Consider the following 13,490-nt stretch of genomic DNA (forward strand, 5'->3'; position numbering starts at 1 on the left):
CCAACGCCCGGGAGGGTCAGCCCACGTAGCCGGGCGGCATGAGTACGGACTTGGTCTCGCAGAAGGCTTCGAGGCCCTCAGGTCCGTTCTCGCGCCCGATACCGGAGTTCTTGTAACCACCGAACGGTGATCCGGGATCGAAGGCGTACCAGTTGATCGCGTAGGTACCCGTGCGGATCTGCGCGGCAACTTCGAGTCCGTGATCGATGTCGGTGGTCCACACCGATCCGGCGAGGCCGTAATCCGAATCGTTGGCGATCTTGATGGCCTCGTCCTCGGAGTCGTACGGGATCACCGAGAGAACGGGTCCGAAGATCTCCTCGCGTGCGATGGTCATCGAGTTGTCCACGTCGGCGAAGATCGTCGGCTCGACGTACCAGCCCTTGTCCAGGCCGGCGGGACGTCCACCACCGAGTACGACGCGCGCGCCTTCTTCCTTACCCTTGGCGATGTAACCCTCGACGCGCTCGCGCTGCTTCTCGGAGATCAGCGGGCCGAGTTGTGCTGCGGGATCGGACGGATCGCCGACGGTCATGAAGCCTGCGGCGGTCTTCATTCCCTCGATGACCTCGTCGTAACGCGAACGGGGAGCGAGGATTCGGGTCTGAGCGACACAGGCCTGACCGGTGTTCATCAGGCCGGACATGACGAGCATCGGCATTCCGGCGGCGATGTCGGCGTCCTCGAGGATGATCGCGGCGGACTTGCCACCCAGTTCGAGGGAGCAGCGCTTGAGGTTCTGTGCGGCGATGGCACCGATCTTGCGGCCGACGGCACTGGATCCGGTGAACGTGATCTTGTCGATGCCCGCGTGAGAGACCAGGTATTCGCCGGTCTCGGCTCCGCCGGGGAGCACGGAGATGACGCCTTCGGGAACGCCTGCCTCGGTGAAGATCTCGGCGATCACGTGGACGGAGAGAGGGGATTCGGGTGCGGGCTTGAGCAGTACGGTGCAGCCGGCGAGCAGCGCGGGGGCCAGCTTGTTGATCGCCAGGAACAGCGGGACGTTCCAGGCCAGCACGGCGGCGACGACGCCGACGGGCTCACGGGTCACCTTGGTCTGCCCGAATGCGCCGGTGCGCTTCTCTTCCCACGCGAACTTGTCGGCCAGCTCGGCGTAGTAGCCCAGCGTCGCCATCGACGGGGTCTGCTGCATCATGCCGACCATGGCGGGCGGCTGGCCCATCTCGTTGGAGATGAGCTGGTTGATTTCCGCGCTGCGCTCTTCGATCAGCTTGGCGGCCTTGGCGAGGATCGCGCCGCGCTCGGCGGGGGTGGTGCGTGACCACGGTCCCTCGAACGCCGCGCGGGCTGCGGACACGGCCGCGTCGATGTCTGCCGGTGCTGCGATGGGACAGCTGCCGACGCGCTCCTCCGTTGCGGGAGAGAACACTTCGAGTACCTGGTCGGTGGCCGGGGCCACCCATGCTCCACCGATGTAGAGCTTGTCGTAGTCAGTCATCAATTCATTCCTCGGTGTTGTCGGTCGCCGCGAGGGCATACGCGTCGTCTGCCTGTGCGGTGTCGGTGAAACTGGTGAATCCGTATTTCTCGTGCGGTCCGATGGCGGCTACCTCGAAAAGACCGGTGCCGGTGTTGGTGTTCGTGCCTTCGGTGAGCGTGAAGGACGCGAGGTTGTCGACGGGGGAGAACATGCGTTGGAACGGTTCGATCTCGTGGACCTTGTGGCGGAGCCCTTGTACGACGAGTTCGCCCTGCCACATTCCGTGACGCCAGTCCTGTTCGAGCCCGTAGCCGGTGCCGATTCCGATGTAGTTGGCCAGCAGCAGTTCGCAGGCGACGGTGAGGACTTCACCGCCTGGCCGGTGGAAGGTGATGGTCGCTCCGGTGACGTCGCGGGTGTCGGGGCAGAACGTCAGTTCGTGTTCGGGCCGGCCGAGCCATTCGTTGTCCCTGGCTTCGTCCGGCCACACTCGCATGGCTTCTTCGACGATGCGCCTGCCCTGCTCGTCTTCCTGCATGATCACCGAGATCGTGAACTCGTCGAACTGCATGACCGCGTAGATCCAGAAGAAGTTCTGGATTCCGTCGACGGCGCGTCTGCCTTGCGGTTCGGCTTCACCGACCGGACGCACACCCCACGAGCGGTCGCGGTTCCCCCGCCACGTGTTCGGGTCGATCGCGAAATCCTCCCCGTCGACGGTGAGCGATCCGGTCCAGGTTCCGGTCTGCAGGAAGCGTGAGGTGTCGAACGTGACTCGTTCGAGTTGACGGCGAAAGTGCTTGGGCTCGAGCGCCGCCGGGATGGTGGCGTCGAAGGCGATGTCGAAGGAGAGATCGTATTCGCTGCCTGGTTCTAGGACGACGCGGAGCTTCTGCAGTCCTTCCAGCACTTCGATGCGCAAAGGTCCGACGGTGGTGTCGGTACGGTCGGCGCCCAGTGCCTTCGACATACGGGCAACGATGTGGTCGTCACCGCGGCGCAGTACCGCGAAGGCGTCCATGACGCCGAGGTTGGGGTACTGGCCGAGTCCGACGATGAGGAACACGTCGGGGGATTCGGTGGGGTAGCAGTTGAAGTAGTAGCGGTCGTAGAAGTTTCGATCCGAGGTGGCTACGTGACGGATCGGTTCGGCGATCTGGTGAACGGGGTAGTCGTCCATCGGTGACAGCATGTCAGGCCAACCTCTCCCAGTAGGTACCGTCGAGCATCGCGGCGAGCGAAGCGCGGTGCATGATCATGTCGTCGGGGTCTTCGGGTCGCTGCGACTGGCCGAAGGCTATGGCGCGGGCCTGAATTCGCCACATGATCACCGCCTGACGCAGTGCGGCATAGGTAACGTAGAACTCCAGATCGTGTGGGGTGTGGCCGGTGATCTCGGCGTAGGTCTGCGCGAGATCCGGCAGTCTCAGGAAGTCGGGAAGACCGGGTAGGTTCGCCAGTCCGGCGATGTCCTCGAAGAACCTGTGCAGGAACGCCATCCAGCCCAGATCCATCTCCCGCGGGCCGAGAGTTGCCATTTCCCAGTCGAGTACGGCTACCGGCGCGAAGTCCTGGTACATGACGTTACCGATGCGCGAGTCGCCCCAACAGAGCACCGCCGGCGAATCGTCCGCGGGATTGTTCTCCTCGATCCAGTCGAGGGCACGTTCGATGAGTGGTGATCTGATGCCGTCGGAGACCACCCACTCGTAGTACGCGCGCTGCTCGGCGATGTGTGCCGTGAATGCTTCTCGTGCAGTCGTTCCCGAATTGGGGAGTCGGAGGAAGTCGAAACGCACACAAGGCTTGTCGATGGCATGCAATTGAGCCAGGACGTCGACCGAGCTGCGCTGGAGGGTCTTTCGTTGCTCGGGGGACGCTTCGGTGACCCACGATCCGAAGTTGTACGGCATGACGTCAGGTGGCACGTCGCCGGAGATGCGTTCCATCACGAAGAACGGCGCACCCAACGCGTCCGGGTCGGATTCGGACCAGTACACGGCAGGTACGGGCACCGCCGAGTGCTCGCGCACCTGAGCCATGGTGTGGAACTGGGATTCGAGGTCGTAGGTCGGAAACACCGGCATGGTCGATTCCGTCGGTGCCACCCGAGCGACCAAGGGATGATGTTCGCCGTCCCAGGTGGCGTCGAAGAGGATGGTTTCGCTGGACATGCCGTTGGCTGCGGGCAAGGTGACGTCGGCGACGGTCACAGTGGATCCGCTCGGCACCTTGCCGGCCATCCACCGTTCCAGGCGCTCACGGAGGTCTTCGGTGTCGCGGAGGGAATCGCTCGGTCGGGCGACCTGGGCGTGATGCTCGGTTTCATCGGTCGAAGAAGCAGTCGAGACAACGTCAGATGAGGAAGCGTCTGGGCTCACGGTCACCTCCTTCCCGTAGGCGTCACGTGCGATGCCCGTAACGGTGTGAGTCAGAACACTAAAACACGTTACAGAAATTGGGAACAGGTGGCACCCGTTTAGTGGGACTCCCTGCGGATTTATCGGGGAAGAACGCGTGTCAGATAACGGCGGTGAGCGCGAGCAAGCCCGCACCGGTCAGAGTTCCGGCGCCACCCAGCTCGGCGGGAACGATCCGGAGCCCGGCGACGAACGACAAACGGGCATGTCGGGCAGCCGCGTCGAGCATCGGTTCCCACAGCGGTGTACCCGACTGGGCGAAACCGCCGCCGATCACCGCGAGGTCCACGTCCAGGAGGGCAGCCGCCGAGGCGATGGCACCACCGAGCGCCGTGCCTGCACGGTGAAGCGCGTCCACGGCGATCGCGTCGCCGCTGCGTGCACCCTCGGCTAGTTCACGGCCGGTGTTCCCCGACCAGCCCTGGCTACGAGCCCATCGCACCGCGGACGGTCCACTTGCCACCGTCTCGAGGCAGCCGACGCCCCCGCAGCTGCACGGTTCGGCAGATCCTGGAACGACGAGGTGGCCGATGTGACCGGCGTTCCCCGTGCGACCCCGAGCAATCTCACCGCCGAGAACGATTCCTCCGCCGATTCCCGTCGAGACGACCAGGCTCAGGAGGTTCGGGGTGCCGCGTCCGGCGCCGTGGTGGAACTCCGCCAATGCCGCTGCGGCTCCGTCCATGGCGAGGGCGGTTCCGGCATCGGGAAAGAGGCTGCGGACGCCCGCTACGAGCTCGAATCCTTGTGCCCACTCGGTGATGTTGATGGGAGCGACGACGCCGGCGACGGTGTCCACCGGCCCGGCGCACGCGATGCCGACACCGTCGACCTCTCGGCCGTCTGAGACTCGTTCGAGCAGCGCCGCACACGCTCTCCACGGGTCGGTCTGCGGCGTCGGCACGCTGTCGAACACGGGAACGCGGCCGTCCTCGGACACGACCCCGGCAGCCATCTTGGTACCACCGATGTCGACTGCGAGGCGCATGTCGCTATCGCTTTTCGAGAACCACGACGAGGTTGCTCACCAGGAACTCCCGCAGACCGGGGACTCGGACCATCCACCACGCCCACGACGGGTGGTAGCGCGGGATCGCGGCGAGCAACGTGCCCTGGCTGGTTCCACGGGCCCAGCGTAAGCCGTCCGTGGCGCCGACTTTGAACAACGACACCCCGAATCTGTTCTTCGGTTCGCGTCCGGTCTTGCGTAGGTACCGCTTGGCTGCGTACTCGCCGCCCAGCGCGTGCCACGGTCCGGTTTCGTGGCCGCCGAACGGACCCCACCACAGGGTGTACGAGAGAACCATCAAGCCGCCGGGCTTGGTCACGCGCAGCATTTCCTCGGCCATCAGCCAGGGCTCGCTGACGTGTTCGGCCACGTTGGAGGAGAAGCAGATGTCCACGGACGAGTCCAGGAACGGCAGTGCCAAACCGGATCCGCGCACCGCGCCGCCCACCGTCAGACCTGCTGCGTGCATCTCCGACGGATCGGGTTCGACGGGAATGTAGCGGGCACCTGCGGCCTGGAAGACCTCCGCGAAATAGCCCGGACCGCCGCCCACGTCGAGGACGGTGAGACCGTCGAGGGATCGCCCGGTGTGACCTTCGTGCAGGTCCGAGATCAATTCGACGGAGTCGCGCGCGAGCGCGCCGTAGAAGATGTCGGGCGCGGACTGCTCGTGGCGGAAGTCGCTGAGCAGGCCGAACGAGCGTTTCAGAGTTGCCCGTCGGCCGAAAATGCGGGTCACTGCGGGCTTGGTCACGGGTAGCAACTTTAGCCACTGGGGCACCCGGTCCACGAACACCGTCAGGAGCGCGGCAATACGGACGCTCGAACAGTTAGGGTGTTCGGCAGGGTTACCGGCCGGTCAGGCGGGGCATCCCGCAGGATCGCCCGAACCGGGGTGGCCACCGACCAACTCAGGGAGTAACGCACGTGCGCGAGGTTCTGTTGCTCTGCTGGCGCGATACCGGGCATCCCCAGGGCGGTGGAAGCGAGCGTTACCTCGAGCAGGTCGGATCCCAGTTGGCCGAGCGCGGTATCAAGGTGACGCTGCGGACGGCGTCGTATCCCGGGGCGCCCGCGTCGGAGGTTCGCGACGGCATCACCATCAGCCGAGCAGGTGGACGCTTCAGCGTGTATCCCCGCGCTCTGGCTGCCATTGCCGCTGGGCGTCTGGGTTTCGGATCGCTGAAGGGCATTCGACCCGACGCGGTGATCGACACCCAGAACGGCATCCCCTTCTTCTCGAAGACCGTGGCGGGCGCACCGGTCACGCTTCTCGTCCATCACTGCCATCGTGAACAGTGGCCGGTGGCAGGCAAGCTCGTCGGTCGGATCGGCTGGTGGGTCGAATCGCGATTGTCGCCGCGCACCCATCGGCGTAGTCAGTACCTGACGGTGTCGCTTCCCTCGGCGGAAGAATTGGTGGATCTCGGTGTCGAGCGCGAACGAATTGCCGTGGTGCGCAACGGTGCCGATCGGCTTCCCGTCGGCGTCGACGCGGGCGGATCCATCACCAGGGCCGAGCGTCCCACCATTTCGGTTCTCTCACGGCTGGTGCCGCACAAGCAGATCGAGGACGCACTCGAAGCGGTTGCGGCGCTGCGGCCGACGCTTCCTGGCATCCATCTCGACGTCATCGGTGGTGGTTGGTGGGAGCAGAACCTGCGTGATCGTGCCGCCGAGTTGGGGATCGGTGACGCCGTCTCGTTCTACGGTCACGTCGACGAGGCTCGTAAACATGAACTACTGGCGCAGTCGTGGATTCATCTCATGCCTTCGCGAAAAGAAGGATGGGGTCTTGCAGTCATCGAGGCTGCGCAGCACGGTGTTCCGACGATCGGCTACCGCAGTTCGAAGGGTCTGACCGATTCGATCGTCGACGGAGTGACGGGCCTTCTGGTCGGGGGCGAGAACGCCGCCGACGGCGACATCGCCGATCTGACGCAGGCTGCCGGCACTCTGCTCCGCGACCACGAACTTCGCATGGTGCTCGGTGAGAAAGCTCGCGTGTGGTCCGGTGAGTTCTCCTGGGAACAGACCGGCACCGGAGTGCTCGAGGTGCTGACCGCGCACAAGGACGGTCGGTGGGTCTCAGGACTGGCCGCGCCTCGCGAGTCGAATTCGGTTCTGGTTCAGTCCGACTGAGATCAGCGCGATCGCACCCATCAGTATCCAGGCGAGATGCGCAGCGATGACGGCAGTTCGGGCACTGGTCGAGGCTTCCTGCGCGGCAACATCTCCCGGTACTCGGAATAGCGCGAGATCGTCGTCGGCGAAGACCTGTTCCAAGCCGTCGAGCGTGGTTGCCGAGTTGCCGAGTTGACCTGGTGTCCCGCGCTCGATCAGTACCCATCCGACTCCGAGATCGGCCAACTGCGTAGGACTTCCGCCGGCCAGCAGTAGGTCCTCGACCCGAGTTGCCCGAGTCCCCTCGCCGCCGACAGCACCACCGGCAACCACCAGTTGGCCGGTCTGCAGCACGTCGAGGGGTAGGAAGCGTGGTGCTGGATCGAGTACCGGCGCATCACCGCTGTAGGGGAAGGCGCGGAACATCCCGGCGGGAAGCACTGCAACGTCACCGGTTTCGTCTCGTAGTTGCTCGGCCACCACGGTCCAGGACCCGGGATAGTGCACGGGCTTCAACGCGCCGCCGACGCCCCACACCAGATCCGGTAGCGCCACGATTGTCACCACGACGGCGGCACCCGAGAATGCCGGGCGGGGGAGGGAGAACCGATTGCCCGCCCACATCACCGCGGCGGCCGCAGCAAGTGCGTAGAACGGGACGGCCAGCGCGACCCACTTCTGCGCGTCACGCAGTAGACCGGCGCCGGTGAACACCTCGACCGACCATCGGCCGGCGTCGAGACCCCACGGGGTAGCGCCCATGGTCGGAGCCAGCACCGCGAACAGGGCCAGTAGTCCGAGTCCACTGACAACAGGATTCCGGCGTCGGCGCCACAGAGCGGGCATACCGGCGAACACCACGACAAGCAGAAGAACTGTTCCGACCAATGCGAAGAGTGTTGTGCGCGTGGACGGTACCGCTGCCGAGTTCCAGATACCGCCGAGCCCGGCGAGGCTGCCGAGCGTCGCGAGTCCCGGTTCTGCTCGGGCGGCAAAGGCGGCGACTCCCGCTGGATCGGAACCGTCGCCTGCTGCTCCGGATACGAAGGTGGCGACCAACCACGGCGAGGCGGCGACGAGGAACAGCCCGATAGCGCCGCAGACACGCCGCATGGCCGAGGTTCGGCCTCCGGGGGTGGCTACCACCACCAGCGCGGCTGTCAGAGCGAGCAGAGCGCCGGTAGGTGTCAGACCCGCGAATGCCAGTGACGCGGCCAACGCCCACCAGGACCCGGGCGTGGCTCGGCGAACTCCGATTCCGGCACACACGATCCACGGCAGTGCGGCATAACCGGTCAGCAGGCTCCAATGTCCTTGTAACAGGCGCTCGGCCACGTAGGGGTTCCAGAGCATCACCGTCGACGCGACGAGTTGTGGACCGACACCGGCCGTCGGCAGCAGGACGGCGACCATGCGTGCCGCACCCCAACCGGCGAGCCAGAGCGCCACGAGCAGGATGAACTTGACCACCAGTCCGCCGTCGATCACGGTGCTCAACGCTGCGATCAGCGCGTCCTGGGGAACGGCGCGGGCCGCGGCATCGGTGAGTCCGAGAGCGGAGTCGGTCAGGTACGAGCGCGGCGTGCTGACGGCGTCGCGCAGCAGGAGGTAGCCGGGGCCGAGCAGCGGTCCGAGGATCAACAGTGCCAGCGCCAGGCTGTACGCCGCAGGCAGGTAACGGCGGTATCCGGCTTGCACTGTCATGACGCGCACGATACGTGGTGCATCATTACTGCCATGCCTCGCCAACCACTCGATCGCGCCGCCGCGGCCGGGGTCGGCATGGTTTTGGTGGGATCGATGACCGCTAACGTCGCGTCGTACCTGTTGGCATGGTTGGCCAGCCGATGGTTGGGTCCGGTCGGCTACGGAGAGTTCGCGAGTCTGCTTGCCGCCCAGTTGGTACTTGCGGTTCCGGCTTTGGCGTTGCAGACGGTGGTCGCCCGCGAGGCGGTGCGCGGCAAGAGCACAGATGCGTTGCGGTCGTTGGGGTATCGATGCACCGCGATCGTCGCCGTTCTCGCGGTGGCGCTCGCTCCGGCGATGGCATGGCTACTCGACACCGGAATCGTGGCGGCGTTCTCGGCCTTGGTGACTGCGCCCATGTTGGTTCTGCTGGCCACGGAGCAGGGTTTGTTGCAGGGGCACGGCCGATTCGGCACTCTCAGCGCCGTACTGGCCGGGGCCGGGGTGATGAAAGTCCTTCCGGCAGTAGTCGTTCTGGCATTCGGCGGCGGAGCAGGCGCGGCCTTGGTCGCGGGCGCTGCCGGAACTGCGTTGCTGGTGGTGATAGTTCGTGTGGTCGACCGAACCGTCTCGGTGAGCGAGGACCGTCCGGTGCGGATCGGGGTTGTCTCCGTGCTCGCGGCGTCGCAGGTTCAGCTCGCGCTGATCGCGTTGTCTTCGCTGGATCTGCTGATCGTCCGCGTCGTCCTCAGCGAATACGACGCCGGTGTCTACGCACTCGGCGCCGTCGCGACGAAGGTGGCGTTCTGGCTTCCACAGGCAGTGGGCGTCGTGCTGTACCCGAAGATGGCGAATCCGGCGCACTCGGCGCAGGCGGTTCGCTCGGCGTTGGCAGTGCTCGTCGGTATCGGCGCCGTGTTGGTTCTGGGAGCGGCGGTTGCCGGCCCGCTGGTGCCGATGCTCGTGGGCGAGGCATACGCCGCCGTGGCTCCGATGCTGTGGGCCTTCGCCCTGCACGGTGCAGCGCTGGCGGTACTCCAGGGTGCCTTGCTGTCCGCAATCGCGTCAGAGCGCACGCGAGTGGCCCTTCTGGCGTGGGCAGGACTGGCCGTGGAGGCGACGGTCATGCTCGTGTGGGCGAAGACGCCGGGAGAGTTGATCGGCGTCGCCGTCGTGGTTGCGTCGACGACGGCGTTGGCGGTGTCCGTCGCCGCGGTGCGAAGTGCCGACCGCGCCGGGCCGGCACCTCACAGCGGCGTCAGTTCTCCAGACGCGTGAACAAATCGTCGAAGTAGTCGAGCGTACGCATCGCGGTGTAGACGGATCCGTAGTTGATGTTTCCACCCGTGTAGACGACGTTGTCGCCTTGTACTGCGCGGATACGGTTCCACATCGCACGGTCGTCACTGACGGGATCCACACCGGGCGCGGTGGTGACGATCATTCCGTCGGCAGAGTCGAGGGCAGTCACGAGGTTTTCGGTGGAGATCTCCTTCTGTCCCTCGACCGGCCACTGGAGTCGCACGCCGAGGTCCTCGGCCACCTGCGTGGAGATGCCCTTACGGTTGACGCCGTTGACCTTCTGATTCACGTAGTTCAGCAGCACGATCTGCTTGCTCGCCAAGCTCTGGGCGTGGCGTTCCTTCAGTCCGGCTGCCTTGTCCTCGTACGCTCCGATGACCTGACGGACCTCAGGGTTCTCAGTGCGATTCAGCCAACTCGCCAACTGGTCGATGTTCTCGCGCCATGGACGCGTGAAGTCCATCGGAAGCACTGGAGCCGTCTGGCTCAACTGCTGCAGCGGCCACATGTCGGAGGCCTCACCGATGTCGGTGCAGATGATCAGGTCCGGTTCCAGCGCGAGAATTGCCTCGACGTTGACCGGTGCCTCGAACACCTGCGCCGTGGGATCGGCCGGAACCCACGGTTCGGCGGCGTCGAAGCTGTACGCGATGACCGGCAGGCCCATCGCGACGGCCGGTTCGAGGTCGAGTCGGGAGTCGATGGCGACGACGCGCTTCGGGGTCACCGGAATGTCGTAGGTTCCGAGCGAGGTCGTGACCGTGCGCATCCCGGCTGCATCGCCCTCGGTACCGGCAGATCGTGCGCAACCGGCGGCGAACAGCCCGGAGAATGCAGCACTGCCGACAACAAATCTCCGTCGCGTCAGATCGCTGACACAGATGTGCGAACCCAGAACTGTTGATGCGGGCATGTGGCTCCTCGTGTTCGGGGGTGGTCTGGACTTCCAGAAAACGCTAAGCCCGCGACCACGCGGAGGGAACGACCCGTTGCGCCAATCCGTACGCCGATCCGGCAACAAAGTCCCGAAACGCAGCAGAGCGCCCCTTCCGTGTGGAAGGGGCGCTCTGCTTACTGCCTGAATCAGTCCTTGCGCAGATCCGGACGCGGGATCACCTGGGTGTCGTCCGAGGTCCAGTCGTGCTCACCCGGAGCCGGCTCGGGCGAGCCCTGGCCGCTGGGATTCTGGTTCGTTCCGCCGTGTGCAGCGCGGGCCGGGGTTCCGCCCTTGCCGCTGCGAATCCCGAGGAAGATACCGGCGATCAGTGCGATGACACCGAGGACACCTGCCACGATCGGGACGGTGCGGCCGAACAGCGAGAGCTTGTCCATGCCGTCACGGGCCTGCTGGACCTGGTACTCGATGGTGGCTTCGTCGAAGGGCAGCGTGACCTTGAGAACCTCGACGTCGACGGCATCCTTGTTGCGTCCGTAGTACTGGTGCAACTGTTCCTGGCCCTTGACGACAACGCCGGTCTTGGGCTCGACCCACAGGTCACGGACGTTGGTGTACCAACGCGTCATCGTGATCGGAGTAGCGCCACCGGGAACGCCCCAGGTGTCGGCGGGCAGGCTCAGCTTGTTGGTGGGGGAGTTGACGACCTTCGACAGGTCGACGGGATCGATCGTCTGCTGGAAGTGGTACACCTTCAGACCGTTGATCTCGGTCTCTTCGACGAAGTCGATGTCCTTCGTGGCGCGAGCGTTCAGGTCGAAGTAGGGGTAGCTCTTCTGTTCCGTGTTGAACGGGAACTTGTACTGCAGACCGTCGCGGGAAACTTCTTCGGCGGGCTGGTCGCTGGAGGTCTGGACGGTTCCGACCGGATCGTTGGTCGGCATCGAGCTGACGCGATCGAGTGTGACGCGGTCCAGGGTTGCGGTCAGCAGTCCGGTATCGCCCTGCTTGTCGGTACGACGGACCGTCTGGCCGGCTTCGACGGTGATGATGTCGGCGTCCGACGGGTCCTGCGTGGTGACGTAGCGCTGAGCGACGATCGGCACGTTGTTGTCGACCTGTGCCTTACCGGCGAGGAGGGCCGCCGAGTTGAGGACGCTACCGGTGCCTGTGGCGACGGTGGTCACCTCGAGGTCGAGTGGCGTCTTCTCCAGCTTGCCTACCGTGTAGGTAGGAATGAGGATGGCGATGGCCAAAAGGAAGGCACCGAGGCCCACCAGAATGCAAGGAAGTATCCGGCTCGGCCCTGAGCGTTCCGCCATGCTGTGACTCCTAACCCGTTAAGTCTTTCGAGGTTCCCCAACCGGCACAATATGAGCTGCGCAGATCGCATGGGGCCCCCGATGGACACCATGTGTGGCAGAACACTAACAGTCCACCGGCCCGGTTTGTCGCATGAGGGCATGAATTGGCCAGGCATTTTGTTGTGAGTCCCTGGTGGTTTCCCTCAATCGGCCTGGGGTGCACACTTATCCGTGATGATCAGTTCCACGAATTCCTCTCAGACGGTCCCGCCACAGGCTCGGGGCTTCGTTCCGGCTTTGGACGGTATGCGTGGATTGGCGGCGCTCGGCGTCCTCGTCACCCATGTCGCGTTCCAGACCGGTGAAGCGCAGTCCGGCGCGATCGGGCGAGCTTTTGGCCGTCTCGACCTCGCCGTAGCGGTGTTCTTTGCTTTGTCCGGATTTCTGCTGTGGCGTCCGCACGCGGCAAAGGCCCGCGGAATCGGGCAGCCGCAGCCGACGGTCCGGTACTGGATCTCCCGCGCGACGCGCATCCTGCCGGCGTACTGGGTGGCGGTGGTCCTGATCCTGCTGTTCCTGCCCGGCGCCGGTGGGGGCTACCAGGTGTGGCTCGCGAATCTCGGGTTGGTACAGGTCTTCGTGCCGTTGACGCTCACCGAGGGGCTCACGCAGATGTGGAGCCTGTCGGTCGAGGTGGCGTTCTACGTTCTGTTGCCACTGTTCGCGTATCTGATGGTGCGGTTGCGCGGCGGCACTGCCCGGTACCGGCTACCGCTTCTGCTCGGAGTGTCGGTGCTGGCCCTGGCGTGGGCATTCATTCCGATTCCGACGCTGGACGCCATCCATCACGACAACTGGTTGCCGGGCTACCTGCCGTGGTTCGGCGCCGGCATGGTGCTGGCCGAGCTGGCAGTGGGCCCGTCGACATGGGTGCATCGCCTCGCGCACCGTCGGGTACTCCTGACCCTCATTGCCTTTGTCGCCTTCGTTCTCTCGTGCACCGATCTGGCCGGGCCCGAAGGTCTGGTGCGGCCGGAGCCGTGGCAGTACGCGATCAAGATTGCACTCGGTGCGATCATCAGCTTCTCGTTGATCGCGCCACTGGTTCTGCGCGATCAATCGCAGCATCGGTTCCTGGCCAGTCCTTTGGCGCTGGCAATCGGACGCTGGTCCTACGGCCTGTTCATCTGGCACCTGGCCGTATTGAACGCTGTGTTCCCCGTATTCGGCATAGTTCCGTTCTCGGGCAGCTTCTTCTACGTCCTGGCCCTCACAGTCGTCCTGAGCGTCGCTGTGGCCTCGGCCA

The 13,490-nt window shown here is 65.0% G+C and carries 10 protein-coding genes and 1 pseudogene; 3 read left to right on the plus strand and 8 right to left on the minus strand.

Annotated features, from left to right (window positions below; translation table 11 throughout):
* Window positions 1-16: 16 nt before the first annotated feature.
* From RWT78_RS05470 to RWT78_RS05490, 5 genes are all read right to left on the minus strand, one after another.
* Window positions 17-1,462: an aldehyde dehydrogenase gene (locus tag RWT78_RS05470; protein ID WP_003945530.1), complete on the minus strand. Its 1,446-nt coding sequence runs from the start codon at window positions 1,460-1,462 to the stop codon at window positions 17-19.
* A gap of 4 nt (window positions 1,463-1,466) precedes the next feature.
* Window positions 1,467-2,636, minus strand: a complete 1,170-nt coding sequence (locus tag RWT78_RS05475; RefSeq protein WP_314674490.1) for a hypothetical protein — start codon at window positions 2,634-2,636, stop codon at window positions 1,467-1,469.
* Window position 2,637: 1 nt separating this feature from the next.
* Window positions 2,638-3,825 (minus strand): phosphotransferase family protein, encoded by a 1,188-nt coding sequence (locus RWT78_RS05480; protein WP_314674492.1) that lies wholly within the window; start codon window positions 3,823-3,825, stop codon window positions 2,638-2,640.
* 139 nt (window positions 3,826-3,964) lie between these two features.
* Window positions 3,965-4,852, minus strand: a complete 888-nt coding sequence (locus tag RWT78_RS05485; RefSeq protein WP_314674495.1) for an ROK family protein — start codon at window positions 4,850-4,852, stop codon at window positions 3,965-3,967.
* Between the two features lie 4 nt (window positions 4,853-4,856).
* Window positions 4,857-5,627: a bifunctional 2-polyprenyl-6-hydroxyphenol methylase/3-demethylubiquinol 3-O-methyltransferase UbiG gene (locus tag RWT78_RS05490; protein WP_003945692.1), complete on the minus strand. Its 771-nt coding sequence runs from the start codon at window positions 5,625-5,627 to the stop codon at window positions 4,857-4,859.
* A gap of 173 nt (window positions 5,628-5,800) precedes the next feature.
* Here RWT78_RS05490 and RWT78_RS05495 point away from each other — a divergent pair, with 173 nt between their 5' ends.
* Window positions 5,801-7,015, plus strand: a complete 1,215-nt coding sequence (locus tag RWT78_RS05495) for a glycosyltransferase family 4 protein (protein ID WP_314674497.1) — start codon at window positions 5,801-5,803, stop codon at window positions 7,013-7,015.
* On the opposite strand, the gene RWT78_RS05500 is transcribed toward RWT78_RS05495, so the two are convergent.
* Window positions 6,962-8,701 (minus strand): hypothetical protein, encoded by a 1,740-nt coding sequence (locus RWT78_RS05500; protein ID WP_314674499.1) that lies wholly within the window; start codon window positions 8,699-8,701, stop codon window positions 6,962-6,964. The two genes, RWT78_RS05495 and RWT78_RS05500, sit on opposite strands and share 54 nt — an antisense overlap.
* Window positions 8,702-8,734: 33 nt before the next feature.
* Between RWT78_RS05500 and RWT78_RS05505 the strand changes: the two genes are divergently transcribed.
* Window positions 8,735-9,961, plus strand: coding sequence for a polysaccharide biosynthesis protein (locus RWT78_RS05505; RefSeq protein ID WP_314674501.1), 1,227 nt, complete (start codon window positions 8,735-8,737; stop codon window positions 9,959-9,961).
* On the opposite strand, the gene RWT78_RS05510 is transcribed toward RWT78_RS05505, so the two are convergent.
* Window positions 9,942-10,898 (minus strand): ABC transporter substrate-binding protein, encoded by a 957-nt coding sequence (locus RWT78_RS05510; RefSeq protein ID WP_054827952.1) that lies wholly within the window; start codon window positions 10,896-10,898, stop codon window positions 9,942-9,944. The two genes, RWT78_RS05505 and RWT78_RS05510, sit on opposite strands and share 20 nt — an antisense overlap.
* A 170-nt stretch (window positions 10,899-11,068) precedes the next feature.
* A complete protein-coding gene (locus tag RWT78_RS05515) occupies window positions 11,069-12,202 on the minus strand; it encodes a DUF3068 domain-containing protein (RefSeq protein ID WP_095971372.1) in 1,134 nt (377 codons plus the stop codon).
* A 216-nt stretch (window positions 12,203-12,418) separates the two neighbouring features.
* On the opposite strand from RWT78_RS05515, the pseudogene RWT78_RS05520 reads away from it, so the two are divergent.
* A pseudogene (locus RWT78_RS05520) lies at window positions 12,419-13,468 on the plus strand (acyltransferase family protein); the annotation flags it as partial.
* Window positions 13,469-13,490: the final 22 nt, after the last annotated feature.

It is taken from the genome of uncultured Rhodococcus sp., from assembly GCF_963525155.1.
Taxonomy (GTDB): Bacteria; Actinomycetota; Actinomycetes; order Mycobacteriales; family Mycobacteriaceae; genus Rhodococcus_F; species Rhodococcus_F qingshengii.